General features: G+C 51.4%; 12 protein-coding genes. 9 read left to right on the forward strand and 3 right to left on the reverse strand.

The window, feature by feature from the left end:
• Window positions 1-4: 4 nt before the first annotated feature.
• Window positions 5-2,260: a GDSL-type esterase/lipase family protein gene (locus H6G89_RS07345; protein ID WP_190504653.1), complete on the reverse strand. Its 2,256-nt coding sequence runs from the start codon at window positions 2,258-2,260 to the stop codon at window positions 5-7.
• Between the two features lie 376 nt (window positions 2,261-2,636).
• Here H6G89_RS07345 and psb34 point away from each other — a divergent pair, with 376 nt between their 5' ends.
• The 6 genes from psb34 to H6G89_RS07375 all read left to right on the forward strand — a co-directional run bounded on the left by psb34 (window position 2,637) and on the right by H6G89_RS07375 (window position 10,913).
• On the forward strand, window positions 2,637-2,807 hold the full coding sequence (gene psb34 / locus H6G89_RS07350; protein ID WP_190504654.1) for a photosystem II assembly protein Psb34: 171 nt from the start codon (window positions 2,637-2,639) through the stop codon (window positions 2,805-2,807).
• Window positions 2,808-3,332: 525 nt separating this feature from the next.
• Window positions 3,333-5,714, forward strand: a complete 2,382-nt coding sequence (locus tag H6G89_RS36215) for a tetratricopeptide repeat protein (RefSeq protein WP_190504655.1) — start codon at window positions 3,333-3,335, stop codon at window positions 5,712-5,714.
• A gap of 616 nt (window positions 5,715-6,330) precedes the next feature.
• Window positions 6,331-7,065: a COP23 domain-containing protein gene (locus H6G89_RS07360; protein ID WP_190504656.1), complete on the forward strand. Its 735-nt coding sequence runs from the start codon at window positions 6,331-6,333 to the stop codon at window positions 7,063-7,065.
• A 464-nt stretch (window positions 7,066-7,529) separates the two neighbouring features.
• Complete coding sequence (pyk, locus tag H6G89_RS07365) at window positions 7,530-9,311, forward strand: pyruvate kinase (RefSeq protein ID WP_190504657.1); 1,782 nt, start codon at window positions 7,530-7,532, stop codon at window positions 9,309-9,311.
• Window positions 9,312-9,502: 191 nt separating this feature from the next.
• Window positions 9,503-10,033, forward strand: a complete 531-nt coding sequence (locus tag H6G89_RS07370) for a hypothetical protein (RefSeq protein WP_190504658.1) — start codon at window positions 9,503-9,505, stop codon at window positions 10,031-10,033.
• A gap of 25 nt (window positions 10,034-10,058) precedes the next feature.
• A complete protein-coding gene (locus tag H6G89_RS07375; RefSeq protein WP_190504659.1) occupies window positions 10,059-10,913 on the forward strand; it encodes a DUF72 domain-containing protein in 855 nt (284 codons plus the stop codon).
• A 119-nt stretch (window positions 10,914-11,032) separates the two neighbouring features.
• Here the strand turns inward: H6G89_RS07375 and H6G89_RS07380 are convergent, their stop codons facing one another.
• Window positions 11,033-13,963: a glycerol-3-phosphate acyltransferase gene (locus tag H6G89_RS07380; protein ID WP_242059851.1), complete on the reverse strand. Its 2,931-nt coding sequence runs from the start codon at window positions 13,961-13,963 to the stop codon at window positions 11,033-11,035.
• Between H6G89_RS07380 and H6G89_RS07385 the strand changes: the two genes are divergently transcribed.
• The 3 genes from H6G89_RS07385 to H6G89_RS07395 all read left to right on the forward strand — a co-directional run bounded on the left by H6G89_RS07385 (window position 13,962) and on the right by H6G89_RS07395 (window position 16,174).
• Window positions 13,962-14,153, forward strand: coding sequence for a hypothetical protein (locus tag H6G89_RS07385; RefSeq protein WP_190504660.1), 192 nt, complete (start codon window positions 13,962-13,964; stop codon window positions 14,151-14,153). The genes H6G89_RS07380 and H6G89_RS07385 overlap by 2 nt on opposite strands.
• 511 nt (window positions 14,154-14,664) lie before the next feature.
• Complete coding sequence (locus tag H6G89_RS07390) at window positions 14,665-15,321, forward strand: sigma-70 family RNA polymerase sigma factor (protein WP_190504661.1); 657 nt, start codon at window positions 14,665-14,667, stop codon at window positions 15,319-15,321.
• A gap of 250 nt (window positions 15,322-15,571) precedes the next feature.
• Window positions 15,572-16,174, forward strand: a complete 603-nt coding sequence (locus H6G89_RS07395; protein ID WP_190504662.1) for an anti-sigma factor family protein — start codon at window positions 15,572-15,574, stop codon at window positions 16,172-16,174.
• Between the two features lie 57 nt (window positions 16,175-16,231).
• Here H6G89_RS07395 and H6G89_RS07400 read toward each other — a convergent pair whose 3' ends face one another.
• Complete coding sequence (locus H6G89_RS07400; RefSeq protein ID WP_190504663.1) at window positions 16,232-16,648, reverse strand: gamma-glutamylcyclotransferase family protein; 417 nt, start codon at window positions 16,646-16,648, stop codon at window positions 16,232-16,234.
• Window positions 16,649-16,732 lie beyond the last annotated feature (84 nt).

Here is a 16,732-nt window from a genome sequence, read left to right on the forward strand (position 1 = left end):
CCCTCTATGCGGCGATCGCAATTTGGCTAGCACTGAGGCTCGGTGCTCCTGCCAGCGTTGCCAGTTGAATGGCAGCTTGCCCGCCAGCACCGTCAACATCGAAGCTGAGAACGCCGTTGTGATAGAGGAAGTTAGCACTACTGCCGATCGCGGTGTTGCCGTTAACAAAGATGCCTGTTGTGGCAGTGGCATCGGTGCTCAGGCTAACGCCGCTGACCAAGCCACCGCCAAATCCAGCGGCTGAGATGCGAATTATATCAGTATCATCAAAGTCAGTAATGGTGTCACCGCCATCTTGAAGCGTTCTGTAGACAAACGTGTCTTCGCTACCACCGCCCGTTAAGCGATCGCCTCCCTGACCACCCTCTAACACGTTGGCTCCGCCGTTGCCAATCAGGGTGTCCTTAAAGCGAGAACCAATGACGTTTTCAATGCTGTTGAGGGTGTCACGCTCGACGATCGCCCGATACCAGGCGTTACCCAGTTTGTTGTAACCCGCTGCGCTGGGATGTAAGCCATCTGTGGTCAGGTCGCTCATGCTGAGGGAGCCACCTGCGTTAGCAAAGTAGACGTTTTTGCCTTCTGCGACCTTTTGGCTGACCAATCCCGGTAAGCGATTGTTAAAGTCTTTGGCGCGTTGATCGCGAGTACTGCTCTTTTGAATGGGGGCGATCGTTGAGACAACGACCATCGCACTGGGAGCCAGAGTGGCAATCCGATCAATTAACCCGCTGACTCGACTGAGAATGGTGCTGCCAGAGGCTGAGCCAGTGTCATTCGTGCCGATCATCAGCAACACGACATTCGGCTGATAGGTGTTGAGAATGCCCGTATTGACCAGGTCACGGATTTGAGTGACTGTCCAACCTGGATGTCCCTGGTGGTCGCGATCGCCCAAACTGCTGCCACCATTGGACTGAGAGCCAACAAAGTCAATGTCGAGGTTGTCAGCAACAAAGTTTTGCCAGAGTTGGATGCGGTAAGCTCCAGGCACTGGGTTAACGGTGTGTTGCCCAGCCGTAATGGAATCGCCTAACGGCATAATGCGAGTTTGCGTGGCCGCGTCAAATAACGGACTGAGCACAACGCCCGTGTTTAGGTTGGCGACAATGCCTCGTCCCGATTGGGCATAGGTTGCTGTATCGTTGCCCACGCCACCCTCGATGCGATCGTGCCCAACTCCACCATCTAGTGTGTCGTTGCCCTCTTGCCCGTACAGTGTGTCGTCTCCTGCCAAACCGTTGATGATGTTGTCGGCGGAGTTGCCATTAAGGATATTGTTGCCGCTGGTGCCGTTGATTGGAGGGTTGGTTGTCGGTGATGGACTGGGTGCTGGGGCACTAGTAGGGACAAACTCGATGTAGTCGATGCGAGAGTTTTCACCCGCCATCAATGTTCCCAAAATTTTGAAGCTGTCTCCAGGGGCGATCGCCAATCCAGCGGCGACAGTTCTCGTCCGAAAGGTTTGGCTGCTGGCGCGGCTATAGCCCAGTTCTTCGGTCAATTGCCAGCTATCGAGTTGCCCGCCGTTGCGCTCAACCGTGATTTGAGACTGTCCGTCACTTTCGTCATAGTAGCCAATCACCACATCATAAAATCCGGCTGCCCCGTTAAATGTGGTTGTCGCAGAGCCACCATCGCTGCTGCCGACCCTGATGAACTGACCATTAGAGGCAAAGCTACCCGACTCAATGACGTAGTTGGTGTGGCTCATAGACTCCGCCTCAATCCGCAATCGCGTTGGGGCAGGAGGGACCGGAGTGGGCGCGGGAGCAGGAGCAGGGACCGGAGTGGGCGCGGGAGCAGGAGCAGGGGCCGGACTGGGCGCGGGAGCAGGAGCAGGGGCAGGACTGGGGGAGGCGATCGGGATAAATTCGATGTAGTCAACTCGCGCGTTTTCTCCTGCCTGCTGAATGCCCAAGATATCGATGCTGCTGCCTTGAGCGATCGCCAGGTTAGACGCGATCGTGCGGCGTACAAAGTTATTGGAACCAGCACGGGTGTTGCCTAAGCTCTGGTTCAATGCCCAACTATCCAGTTGAGTGCCATTAACGTTAACGGTTAGCTGAGCCACCCCATCGCTTTCGTCGTAGTAGCCAATCACGACCTGATAAGACCCACTCAGACCTGAGAAGACAGTGCTATACCCGCCTGTCGGACCGCTTAACATGGCGAGTGCCCCACCTGACGCAAACGACCCGGTTTCAACCACTGCGTTTGTCAGGGTCATTTTTTCTGCTTCAAGTCGAATCGTACTCATATCCCGTCTCTTGCTACTAGGTTCATCAGAGCGATCGCCGAGGGGTTTAGTTGCCCTTCTCAGTAATTCCCCTGATACCAACCTAGCGACTGGGAAACCCTTGCCACCACAAAAACGGTATCTTTTCATACCATCTTTAAGGTTTGAGTCGCATACAACTCACCTTAAATTTCACCAGTGAAGCGTCAAAAGTCTCAGAAGATAAGGATTTTCAAACATCAAAGATTTGGTAACGGTCGCTTTTGATCCCACCTTCTTTAAGAAGAACCGATGAAGCAATGGGTTAGTCGTACGATTTCATAATGCTTCTTTATGCAGGTAAAAACTTCTTTGTTTTTTGTTACCCTAGTTAAACTGATTAGTTGAGGATTTATTTATGCCCTACACCACAGAAGAAGGCGGTCGTTTGAATAATTTTGCAAACGAGCCAAAGATGTATCAGGCAGAACCTCCTACCCAAGGTCAAAAGATGGTTTATGCCATCCTTGGGATTGGTGGTCTTGCTCTGGTCGGTGGCTTAATTTTTATTGCCTTCTCCGTGTCGTAGTTGTCCTTACTTAATACATTCTTAAGAAATAAATCTTAATAGATTGAGGAATGATAGCAGTGGGTGTAAGGCTTAGCTTTGCACCCACTGTTTTTGTTGAAGAGATTCAAAAATTGGGCTTCCATAGCTAATACCAAATTAATGGGATCAAGGCAGATGTCGGTAGGGGCAGGTTTAGCGGTTTACTAACGGCCAACCCAAGAATTTATCTGCAAAACCCGCCCCTGCGAGCGTCCGCATTTGCACTGGAAACCATTTAAATCGGGATAACATGAATTCGGGAGAAGGATTTTGGGAGTTGAAACTGCTGCTACAGACGCAAACCCTGCATTGTCCAGAGTCCGCGTCGGCGGACTTAGCTCCCATAGCCGCGAATTCATTCGCCAGGTGTTCAACCCGTTTGATCTCTATAGATGGGAAGAGAGCAGAACAGACAGCAGCGATCTTATCCTGACCTGAATCGAAAGACTTGGAAGAGGGTTATAACCTCATTAATTTCCGTCGTTCTGATTGCGGTGTCTCGCTGTGACTGATCTATCCTTCCGCAAAATTCTAGGACTCAACCAGCAGACGTATCAACGCCTCCGAGTGGCGTTGAGCCTCAATCTACGTCGTCAAATATTTATCGCAGTTTGTGATGATTTAGCATTGCGCGATCGCCTTTCGGCTCGTCTGATTGAGGATGTCACTCCGACAAGCAAGTCGCAACCGCAGCAGACCCCTGCTCCTCGATATCCGCGATTAGTGACTCTGCCCCTTAACTCCAGCGATCCCAACCCGATCGCTCAAATGGTGCAATGGCTGACCCAATCTCCCCCTCCGCTGATTGGCAATCGGCGTGCTCCCATTCCTGCCTTTCAGTTGGTGGGGGTTGAGCAGTTAACCCGCGAACCTGCGGCAATTCAACGGTCATTTTTGACCCACTTGCAAGGCATTGAGCGCAATTTATCGATTCTCGAATCGAGCCTGATCCTGTGGGTGCCACAACCCTGGTTGCATACGCTGCCAGACTCGGCTCCAGAGTTTTGGCGGTGTCGCAGTGCGGTCTTTGAGTTTGTCGGGGATCCCACGCCGTTGCCTGCCCCTGCTCAAGAGGCACCTCCAGCGCGATCGCGTCCCCCGCAACCCATCCCTGATCCCGATCCCATCGACGATGCGGTTGAGGCAGAGACTCTGGCATCTGCAAGCAATGGCACCCAAGAGCAACTCTGGAAGCTATTAACTCAGGACTTGCCAGAACTTAACTCGGAGGCAGAGCCTGAAACGAACGGGCATGATACGGCTTCTGAAGAGGATGGGTTTGTTTTGCAAACTCAAACGGCTCGGATTGCGGCTCCAGTGGGGGCAACCTCTGTCAAAGTCATTGATGCGCCTCCAGCGATCGCAGTCAAAGCTAAAGTAGCCGCTCCGACTCGCCCCCCAGCCCAAGCCCCGACTTCGCCTCCACAAATCCCCTCCTCTAAGGCTCCCTCCTCGAAAGTTTCCCCTCCCCCGCCTCCGCCAAAAGCCCCAAGCTCCAACGCTCAGTCGCATCCAGCACAGACGGCTAAATCTCAGGCAAATCAATCCTCAGAGACAATAACCGTCTCGGAGGCTGATCAAGCCGTTTCCTCAAAGGGGTTACTGCATCCTTCGGAGCCAGCTTTTGATGACTTGCAGTCTGAACCAATGTTGTTGATGCAGCAGATCGAACTGTTGCATCAGGAGCAAGCCCCTCCGGCAGCACTGGCAGAGGCATATCGCATTTTGGGGAACCTCTATCGCGATCGCATTGAACAGGGTGATGTGTCAGCGCAAAACTTGACCACTGCCATTCAGGCTTATGAGCAGGTGTTGGTCTGGTTGCACGAAACCTCGGACTGGTGGACAGATGTGCTGAACGATCTGGGCAACTTGTACTGGATGTTGTCGCGTTATGCCTCTAGTCCCGATCAGGCTCTCGCTCACCTCCAGCAAGGCATTCAAGCCTATCAACTGGCACTCTCTAAGCTCAACTACCAGTTGCAGCCCAATGCCTATCCCATGATTCAAAACAATCTGGGAGCTGCCTATGCTGATTTAGCCCGCTATCAAGACCCAGTTGAAAACTTGCAGCGATCGATTCAGGCTTACCAACAAGCCCTGCGCCATCGCAAGGCAGAGCACGATCCCCTGCGGTATGCCTCAACTCAAAACAACCTGGGCACGGCTTATTGGAACCTGGCACAACATCAACAACCAGAGGTCTATCTGAAACAGGCGATCGCCGCCTATTCTGAAGCGTTGCACTATTACAACGCTGACCAGGAGCCATTGAGCTATGCCATGATTCAAAACAATTTGGGGACGGCATATTGGAATCTGGCACAGCACGAGCGTCCTCAAGACTGGCTACGGTTAGCCCTGGGGGCATATCAGATCGCCCTGCAATACCGTACGTTTGCCACTGCTCCATCAGCCTATGCCGCCACGCAAAATAACCTGGGCACTGCATACTGGCACCTGGCAAACCACAGCAAGGATGACGTTAAACAACGGACGGAATATCTGCAAGCGGCGATCGCTGCCTACGAAGCAACCCTCGTGGCTACCGAAAAATTGGCGACCCACCCACAGCCCATTCCCCTCAACTTTGACGTGTCTGCGACTCACAACAACCTGGGACTTGCTCACCATCAACTTGTCGCCGATCCCAAAATTTCGCTGGAAGCCGCCGCTCAGTCAACCCATTTAGAACAGGCATTGCGTCACCATTTGCAGGCACTTGAGGGATGGCAACACAAACCTGACTTCCGGCAAACGGCTTTGAATTGTGTCATTCAAGTGATGCGGACGATCTACAACACAGGTGGATTGGCGGGACAAAACCAGGCACTCGGAATCTTGCCCGGACATCTGTTGCCAGAAGTGCTGCCCAAACTGGGATAACTGATACTCCTTCACTAATTTTGGGGAGCTTTCTGGCTCGCCTCTGCCCCAATCGCCTCTGCCCCAACGAATGTGGGTACGGCTATATCTTCGTAAAAAAAACTGGCTTTCGTAAGCCAGTCATGATCAATCTTGATCTACGTTGCGTTCTCTTTTGGAAGAAACCCCTTCTGCGCGTTCCCAATCGGCAGTGAGATTCTTGAAGTCACAACCTCGTTGGTTGCTCCTTTATTCCAAAGGATAGTGTAACAAGAGACACAAACTTTTTGTTATAAAACTTTACGGCGAATTCTGTCTAAGTATATAACCCATACTTATTATTATAGCCTCTGATTCTGAATAATGCCGAAAAAACATCAACCTTTCTGCATAAGTCAAGATCTGTAAAAGAAAAAATCCTCAAAAAATAAAACAGGGCGATCGCCTACCGATAGAAAAAATTTATAGCCTTAATAACCTCTGAAGCTCATATTTTTAAGGCACTTTATGCATTGAATCAGCGTCTTGAGTCACAGTAGGAGTCTTAGAGCAGAGGCTCCCTGAATGCTTTGCCAGTTTGATGCATGCCATTACAAAAATTACTCTGCATGAAGGATTATTTTCTATGTCGCCACACATGAAATCTCTATTTTCAGGACATCGTCGTAACCTGCTCGGTATCGTCTCTGCGGCGATCAGCCTGTCTATGGGTACTCTGCTGCTCAGTGGAACGGCTCTAGCCGCGATCGCCACTGGTGAAACGGCTGTTAAACAGTCCAGTTCGGGAGACTCGGTGCCCCCTGTTGAGAGTGGCACTCGCTTCGCTTGCCAAACTGTGAATGGGGAGCATACTGTCATGTATTACCCCGAAAGCCAACCCAACCAGGCTTACGCCTGGGCAGTGCCCTCGTTGTTGGGTGGGGGTTGGACTCCTGAACGTCGTTGCGCTGAGATTAGCCGTCGCTTAGAGTCCTATCGTCCTGATGGATTGCAGGAACTCCGCACGGGGATGGAGAACGGCTATAACGTGATTTGCGCCACGACCGATCGCAACTCCGCCTGCCGCATTGTGTTGACCGTTCCTCCCGGACAAGACCCTGTTGCCACTCGTGATCGCGTCTTTGAAAATCTCGCCGTTGCCGATAGTGGTCAGCAAACCGATGGCGTGAATACCTATTCGGGGGGTGGTCAGGATGACCTGCTCGACCGGATTGGTGAGGTGCTGAATTTGCCCTCGCGTCGCCGTGCCAGCAATGGCATTGATCTACGTCCGTTCCTGGATCGGGCAGACGGGGGAACCGGAGCACGGTTGCAGGGTGGTTTCTCGACTCAATCTAACCCCAATCGCTTGAATCCCAATAACTTCCGCTAGTTGGGTTGACTTAATTCACGACAGGGGCGATCGCCCAAACACGAAGGCACGGAGAGTAACTCTCTGTGCCTTTCGCATAGGAAACTGATTTTTCGGCAAGCCCCCTGATAAAAACACTCAAAAAACGTGTTACTATCCCTTTTGCCTTTGAGTCAGAAAAAAGTTGCGATCGCCCCCTTTTTTCTTGAAAACAGTACAGATTTACCCTGTTGTGATGAGAAAAAAGAGTTGTGGGATGATTACAGTATCTAACCGAAGTAAAACTGCTGTTAGTTACCTTCATCTGGCTCATTCACTTCACCCATTAAATGGGCTTACTACCTGAAAGAATGTTTTTATAGGTCATGTTTTGACCCTGTGACTTTTAAAGTGCAACAGCTCAAAACAACCCCCGTTAATTAGCACCGATTTAATGCAGTTTATTAAACTCGTTATTCTCTAATTCAGTCACGTTTGGAATCTCCATGCAGTCGCAACCTTCTCTACGCCGAACAAAAATAGTCGCCACTATTGGTCCTGCAACGAGTAGCCCGGATGTTCTGCGTAGACTCATTGAGGCTGGAGCGACAACGCTGCGGCTCAACTTCTCGCACGGCACTCATGACGACCATCAGCGCAACATTCGTCTCATTCGGCAAATCTCGTTTGAACTTAACCAACCCGTGGGAATTCTGCAAGATTTGCAGGGTCCAAAAATTCGGTTGGGGCGATTTGAAAATGGCTCTATCGTCTTGCAAAAAGGCGATCCCTTCATTTTGACCAGTGTTCCCATGCCAGGAACTCAGGAAATGAGTGCCGTCACCTACGACATGCTCTCGGAGGAGGTGCCTGAGGGGGCGACCATTCTATTGGATGATGGTCGGGTTGAGATGCGGGTTGAGAAGGTAGACAAAGCCGAAAAGCAACTCCATTGCCGCACTGTCGTTGGCGGTGTTTTGTCGAATAACAAAGGGGTTAACTTTCCGGGAGTTTATCTCTCGATCAAAGCGTTGACTGATAAGGATCGGGCTGATCTGATCTTCGGGTTGGATCAGGGGGTCGATTGGGTGGCACTCAGTTTCGTTCGCAATCCGCAGGATGTGTTGGAGGTTAAAGAACTGATCTCCAGTGCTGGAAAGCATGTGCCGGTAATCGCCAAAATCGAGAAACACGAGGCGATCGAGCAGATGGAAGCCATTCTCTCCATTTGTGATGGGGTGATGGTGGCACGCGGCGACCTGGGGGTTGAGCTACCCGCTGAAGAAGTGCCGATTTTGCAAAAACGCCTGATCTTGACGGCAAACCGTTTGGGGATTCCCGTCATTACAGCAACGCAAATGCTCGACAGTATGGTGGGCAATCCTCGACCTACCCGCGCTGAAATCTCTGACGTGGCGAACGCCATTCTTGACGGCACCGATGCGGTGATGCTCTCTAACGAGACAGCTGTTGGCAAATATCCGGTAGAAGCGGTCGAGACGATGGCTCGGATCGCGGTTCGGATTGAGCAAGACCAACCGAGTCGCAACATGGAAAGTGCTCAGGGGCGATCGATTCCCAATGCAATCAGTCAGGCGGTTGGACGCATCTCAGAGCAACTGAAAGCCGCTGCTATTATGACTTTGACCAAGACAGGAGCCACGGCTCGAAATGTCTCCAAGTTCCGCCCCCATACGCCCATTCTGGCGGTTACTCCTCATGTAGATGTGGCACGGCAGTTGCAATTGGTCTGGGGTGTAAAACCGTTGCTCGTCCTCAACTTGCCGTCAACGGGGCAGACGTTTCAGGCAGCACTTAACGTCGCGCAGGAAAAGCAAATGCTGCACGAGGGTGATCTGGTGGTGATGACCGCTGGAACACTCCAAGGAGTATCTGGCTCGACCGACTTGATCAAGGTGGAGGTCGTCACAGCGGTTTTGGGTAAAGGCATCGGCATTGGGCAAGGGTCGGTTAGTGGTCGTGCCAGAGTGGCTCACAGTCCAATGGATGTTGGGAACTTTAATCCGGGTGAAATTTTGGTCGCCAACCGCACAACTGCTGACTTTGTGGAAGTTATCCGCAAAGCATCGGGGATCATCACTGAGGATGACAGTTTGACCAGTCATGCTGCTGTGATTGGTCTGCGTCTGGGAGTGCCTGTGATCCTGGGTGTTAAGGATGCCACAGAGGTGATTCGTGATGGGGCGATCCTGACACTAGATATGCAACGGGGGTTGGTTTACTCCGGGACAGTGGTTAGCCAGACTGACGAAGCACTCTCAGTGTAGTTAAGCTGAGGCTGAGAATTTTGGCGGTTAAAACGGCTGTTGTGAGGGCAAAACTGGCCTGTGTCGGCTTGCCCAACCTTTGATTTGCGGAGTTCGTGTTAATGGAGTAATCGCGGGTATAGTCATTCACAAGCCTGGATAGCTGCTGTATATATTGAAAAGCAATCGCTATTTTTCGATTGGAAGCAATTATGGTGGCTACTCCTGAAGGGCTTTGGCGTTCTGGCAATCTCTTAGTGATGCGACGAGGCGCAGAAGTACCCGATCGCTGCATCAAGACGAATCAACCCGCCAACGGTAAGCGACTTAGAGCGGTTTTATACTGGCACCCTCCGCTCATCTACCTGCTAATTCTTCTGAATTTGCTGATTTATGCGCTCGTGGCCGTGATCATCCGTAAAAAAGCGATCGTTTATTTGGGCATTACAGAGGAGATATTGCGACAACGCAGTCGCTTGATTTTGCGGTGCTGGATCATCGGCATAGCAGGAATTGTTCTATTTATTGCAGCATTTTCAGCCCCGGTCGAATCAGCGAGCGCATTGGGGGTGTTGAGTCTGGTTTTAATGTTTGGCGGCTTGCTCTGGGGCATGTTTGGTGCCCGATTGGTTGGAGTTGAACGAATTGACGAGGAGTACATTTGGATTCGTGGAGTGTCCAAAGATTATCTAGATCTCCTGCCTCAGTGGAATCCAGCATGGCAAGGAGTAGAGTGGAATTAAGCAGGCTCGGTGGTGGTGCAGATCAATGACCTTTCGAATTGGGTGCGCGATTTGGGGATACAAGGCATGGGTGGGCGATCTGTTTCCTATCGGGAGTCGATCTGGCGATTTTTTGAATCTCTACAGTCGGCGATTCACGACTGTTGAAGGCAATACCACCTTTTATTCGATTCCCGATCGCCCCACCGTTCAACGATGGACTGACGAAACCCCTGATGGCTTCAAGTTTTGCCTGAAGTTGCCAAGAGACATTACCCATCAGGGAACGTTGGCGGATCGCTTGCCGAATGCGATCGCCTTCTTAGAGCACATGAGTGGATTGGGCGATCGCCTGGGGCCCCTGTTTGTGCAGTTGCCACCGAGTTATAGCCCACAGCAGTTTGAGGATTTAGCCACGTTTCTCAAAGGCTGGCACTCCGACAAAGCCCAGTTGGCGGTTGAGGTGCGGCATGGAGATTGGTTTCGAGAACGGGAGAGCGATCGCCTCAACCAGTTACTAGAGAAACTAGGAGTGGGTCGCGTATTACTCGATACTCGCCCCATCTACGAGTGCCCCGACGATCCCCAGGTACACTCAGAGCGGCGCAAACCCCAAGTGCCTGTTAGCTTTTCAGTCACCGCCGACTTTAGCCTGATCCGCTACATCAGCCACCCCGACCTGGATTTCAACCGTCCCTATCTGGAGGAATGGGTAACACAGGTCAACCAGAGCTTGCAGCACGGCAAACAGGTTTACTTCTTTGTGCATTGCCCTGTGGAGGAGCGATCGCCTGGGAATGCCCGTTATTTCCAACACCAATTGGAGCGACACGCCGTAGCCGTTCCACCGCTCCCGTGGGATAGTTTTGAGCAACCTCCCGCTCAGCTATCGTTGTTTTGAAGTGCATTAGCTCTTGTTTCCAAGGCTGAGCCTGAGGAACGAGATGAAGTCGATCGTAAGGGCGTTTCGCGAAACGCCCTTACGGAAATTCCATATGCAGGCAAGGGGGTTAGGTTGGTCTAAAGCATCTCAACCACGCCTGATTCACCATCAATGCGGACTCGCTGCCCAGTCTGGAAGATCTGCGTTGCGTCGTGAACATCCATCACAGCGGGAATGCCATACTCACGAGCGACGATCGCCCCATGCGATAACCGTCCCCCCACTTCGGCAATCAATCCCCCGGCACGAGCCAATATGGGCGACCACCCCGAATCGGTATAAGGCACAACCAGAATGGTGTCCTGATCCACAGCGGAGCCTTCCTCCATGGTTTGTGCTACCAACACTCGCCCCTCGACCTGTCCCGGACTTGCTCCAATGCCCTGCATTCGGCGCGAGGCAGGTTGACTAGAAGGAGGAATCGCCCGGATGCGAGGAGGGGCATTGCCGTAGACCAGGGAAGGCACTTTAGAAGAAGTACGCTCTTGCTCAAACTGCGATCGCCGCTGCTCAATCTGCTGCAACAAGTGGTCATTCATGCGAGCATCAGCACGAATCACCTGACGAATCTCATCAAAGGTCAAGAAGAAAATGTCGTTTGTCTGCTTCAATTCCCCAGCATCAATCCAATATTTCTCAAGGGCAACAAAACTCCATCGCAATTCGGCTAACAAACGACTGTAAACCGTAGTTACTCGTGCTTTCAGGTTGAGGCGATGCTGGACTCGCTGTACCTGTGGATTCAGAGATTTGCGTCTGGGGGGTGGCAGTGGAGTCGGATTAAACAGGCATTGCACAAATTGTTCCCGCACGGTTTTGGGGTCTTCGCGCCAGGTAGGAACGGCAATGTCAGTCCCCACTTCACTTAAGTAACCATACTGCTCCAAAAACTGGTCTAACTGGCGCAACACCGCTCGCCCATCTGGATTTTCTGCCAGAGCCGCAAAGATCGTCGAACGGTGCTGATTTAAATCATCCACATTGGGCAACAAGGGGCGTGCTGCGGTTGCTAGAGATTGCAGCGATCGCATCGCAGCTACTTCGGGTGTTTGGCTACTGTCAAGCTTGGTAGCTGGCACCTTAAACAAGGCTTGCCGTAATGCCAGACTTAGCGGAGCCATGATGCTGTAGTAGGTAGCTCGACGCAAAGCCACCAGAATGCGATCGATGCGCTGCAACAGATCAGCGGGAGCCAGTTCTGAGGGCTGTTCCCGTTCCAGGTCTGTCAGGAGTGGCAGAAACAATTTGCGATTATCTCGGCTAAAGTCGCGATCGAGATCCCATTCTCGCAATACCAATCGCATTAACCCCGGTACATTTCGCAGAGTCGAGGCGATCGGCGGTTTGCTGAACTTGGCTCCTCGCGTCAGGAACTCCAGGCTTTCGGGAGGCAACCCCATGCGACGAAATAGTTGTCCCAACAGTGATGCGTTGAAATAGGCAGCGGAGAAGTGCAGGGTAGCCGTTTCGTTGAAGTCTAATCCCTTAGAGCGATCGCCCAGTACGAGCGTAAACAAGTCCCCCCACACCCCACAGGTGAGCGGTCGGTTGATCGACCAGGTCAGAGGACGAATGAATCCGGGAATGACCTCAGCGGCGATCTTGCGTGTCCAGATCGGCAGGAGAGTGGTGATGGGACGGCACTGTAACAGCCAAATGTGTTGACCGTCATAGCTCCACTCAATGTCCTGAGGTATGCCATGATAGCGAGTTTCTAAATGCCGAGTCAGGTAGGCAATCTGCTGAATTAGACGGGGTGGCACATCACCCGATCCCTCGACACTCAACTCCACAGAACTCGGCAACAGCCAGCTTTCAGGGGGACTATCAGCTGTAATGCTGGGGATATCGTTAGGTTTTAGCCAAACCCGATATTGCTCTGGTGTAAATCGCCCCGACACCACCTGACTGGCAGATCCGGGTAACGCCTCAATCACGACAGCGTCACCCTGACGAGTCATCGGATCGCGACTAAACGCCACTCCCGAAAACACACTTTTGACCTGATGCTGCACCAACACCGCCATTCCGCCTTCTTCAGAGCGGCTATCACGGCGATATTGCACTGCCGCCGGACGGTTATAGGACATCTGACAACGGGCGATCGCCTGCTCCAAGCTAGGCTTACTGGTAACATCCAGAATCGACTCATACACCCCAGCGGCAGATGCGGTGTCGCTGTCCTCCCCGATCGCGGAAGAACGCACCACGAGGGGATCTTCTGCTGTCGGATAGAGCAATTCAACCAACGGTGCAGGGTCATCTCCTGGTGGCAACACCCAGCCCATCGGCACCGGATAACCCCAGCGTTTAAGTTGAGCCAGTGTTGCAGATTTGGAACCCACTTTGATAGCTTCCAGAGGTTGATCCAGGGTGAGAATGGCGCGATCGCCTCGAAAAAATCGAAACATCTGGCGAGAACTTCCTTGAGCGGCATCCGTTGGTAATTCTAAATCGTCTGGAATCTTTCGATAAATCCCGGCAAGTAACATGCTCAGCACAATGGTTGTGCCAAACAGTCCCCCATCATGGGGATGGCGCAACACGGTGATCAACGGCAGCAAAAACAAGACCCCCAATCGCCCTAACTGCCGCTCTCGCAGAATAGTAAAACTGATGCTGCTAATGATAAAAATCAACCCTGCACTGACCCAATCATGGGTAATGTAACCCCAGACAACATTGGTGGTGCCTGCTCCTCGGCTAATCCAATAGCGTCCAATCACCAGCGCAATCAACGCCACAATTTCCCATGCTGGGTTATGCGGAAAGAATGCCCGTGCCAGCAATACAGCGGCGACACCCTTAAATGCCTCCGACAACACCGCCAGAATACCGACCACCTGCCCACCGTGGTAAAACGCAGCTGAGACGCTGATATTGCGGGTTCCCAGGCGATCGAGCCGTCGTCCAGTCAATCCTTGTGTAATCCAGGCAATGAGAGGTAACCCGCCTAAAATCGGGCACACCACGAAAATTAGCAGAACTCCCCAGGCTTCCATTAACATGCTGTCTTCACCTGCCACTTTCGCTATTATCTCGTTCGCTGTTCAACGGTCAATCGTGATTGGTCGTTGGTCAATGGTCAATGGTCAATGGTTAATGGTCAATGGTCAATGGTCAATGGTTAATCGTTATGGTCAATGGTCAATGGTCAATGGTCAATCGTTAAGGGGACAATCGTTAGGGGGCAATTAGCAATAGCCTGTGGATACACTCTACATAAATCCCCGGTTTCTGAGGTTGCCTCCTTACCAGAGCTTGCTACTTCAATAGAAGCCGGGAATATACCCCTCTACTCCCCATTCCTCACTCCCCATTCCCCCTTACTCCCCCTTGCTCTAATTCTTAAATCTTTATGATTGTTCCGCCTGTGTGACAGATATGTGCAATTGAAAAACCGTCCTACAGGATGACTCCAAAAGTTAGAGGCTAACGATACAGTGTAGACGTCTCAGGGTATAAGCCTTTGAGGGAAGTGAATCATTCTTTAGCAAGGTGCCAGTTCTTGTACTGGACGACTTCCTTCAAACCAATGCCAACTTTTCTGGCTGTGCCACTCATCACTTAAATACTCTCTACGCCTGTAGCAATCGTTGCTGTAAAGCGTTGAGCCAGGTGAGTCGTTGAATCATTGCCGTATCGTAGGAACTTTTCAGACATGCCAGCGTCATTCAGAGACGGAACCACTCCTAGTCAAGCTCTGCCCATGAGTCAAGCTCTTCCAGCATCGTGGTCAACAGAGGCGGACTCCGCCCTGACCAACGTGCAGCCTGAGAAACTCTCGAACTATGACCTGATTTTGCAGTGTCAGACTGGAATGCGCCCCTCACGCAATGCCTTTGCGGAGTTGCTGCGTCGCTATCAGTCTCACGTTGAGAAGGTGCTATATCACCTCGCTCCTGATTGGTCTGACCGGGCAGATTTAGCACAGGAAGTTTGGATTCGGGTTTACCGCAACGTTCGACGTTTACAAGAGCCAGCGAAGTTTCGCGGTTGGTTAAGTCGAATTGCGACGAACTTGTTCTATGACGAGTTGCGGAAACGGAAGCGTGTGAACAGCCCACTCTCCTTAGATGCACCTCGTAGTGTAGACGATGGTGAGATGGATTGGGAAATTGCCTCTGACGATCCCGGTCCAACTGAAGAGTTGATGACTCATGAGTTTTATGACCAATTGCGGGAGGCGATCGCCGATCTGCCTGAGGTCTTTAGAACAACAATTGTGCTGCGTGAGATTGAGGGGATGGCTTACGAAGAAATTGCTGAGATTACAGGGGTTTCTTTGGGTACTGTGAAATCTCGAATTGCCCGAGCGCGTCAACGGTTGCAATCACAGTTGCAAAATTATTTAGATGGTCAATAGAGCTTGGGTAATCTATTGAGTAGAGTGAGTAACAGCTCATGCAACCTCCTGGGTCAAATGTAAAAGTCAACTGTAAAGCCTGATGGTGCATCGATGACCGGGAGATGATTTTGGTTAGCTTGATGTGACCAGATACACTATCCACCCTTTTTGGCTTCGTCTATTATGATCGAGCTAGTGGATGTATGCGATCGGTTTCGCTTCGCATTCTGGTCATGGACTTTGTGATTCAATTCTGCTCATTGCAAAAATGACTCCCAACTTTGATTCGCGCAACAACTCTCAACCGCTATCCTCTAGCGATGCATCTACTGATTACGGCTCAAGCGCATCCCAACCAGACACTCTATTGGACAACTTAAAGCGCGATCGCTTTGAATTGTTAAGTGCTTATCTCGATGGCGAAGTGACTGCATCCGAGCGTCGCCAAGTCGAACACTGGTTGGACACTGACCCTGCCGTACAGCAGCTCTATTCCAGATTGCTTAAACTACGTCAGGCAATCCGAACGATGCCTGTCCCCACGGCTGAGCAACCCGCCGAACAGGTGACTCAGCGCGTATTTAACCAGATTAATCGTCGGCAACGGTTTGCTATGGCATGGGGTGGAGTGGCGATCGCCGCTGTCTTCGTCGGTGTTTTCTCAAGTTTCACACCTTCGTTTCAGACACCCAGTCAACAGTTTGCGGCTGAGCAACCCGCATCGCCTGATACTACGGCATCCAATGTTTCTTCCGATGCGCTGATGATTGCTCTCGATCAACCTCTGATTGAGATTCCGAAGGCAACTATTTCAGAACCAGTTGATCCATCTCAACTGATGCTGTACGAGTCTCAAACCGATATCCGTTAATCTAAAACGGCTTCAAATCGTTTTCTAGAGGTATGGGAAACCATGCCTCTTGTTGCTTTAAAGGATTGATTGATGAATCCAAATCCCTTCTGGGAGCAACACTCCGCCCAGTGCCAACGCTTTTTCTGCGGTCATAATGTAAGTCCAGACAAAGCCAAGAGATTGCTGATGGTGATCAAACACCTCGACCCAGACCCGTTCATATTCATTCTCGTCGGGCGATCGCTGCGGCTCATATCCCTCCAGTTCATCCAAATCCTTTAGCACATCAGGGTCTTCAAAGACGAGAACATAACCCCACACAGGATCATTTCCTGCTGCCATTGCCGGATATCCCAATGGCAGATCGTAGAGTTGACCCAGTGCGATCGCCTCGTAGCTCTTTATAACTCGACCCTCACAGTATTCCTTGTAATAAAAACCTCCCGGTTTCAGTGTTCCGTAGACAAAGACAGAGAGCGGAGTAGAGGTCATAGGAAGGCGAAAGGCTGAGTAGTCAATAGTTAATGGTCAGTGGTCAATGGTTATTCGTCAATGGTCAGTAGTCAGTGGTCAATA

The organism is Oscillatoria sp. FACHB-1407 (assembly GCF_014697545.1).
In the GTDB taxonomy this organism is placed as follows: Bacteria; Cyanobacteriota; Cyanobacteriia; order Elainellales; family Elainellaceae; genus FACHB-1407.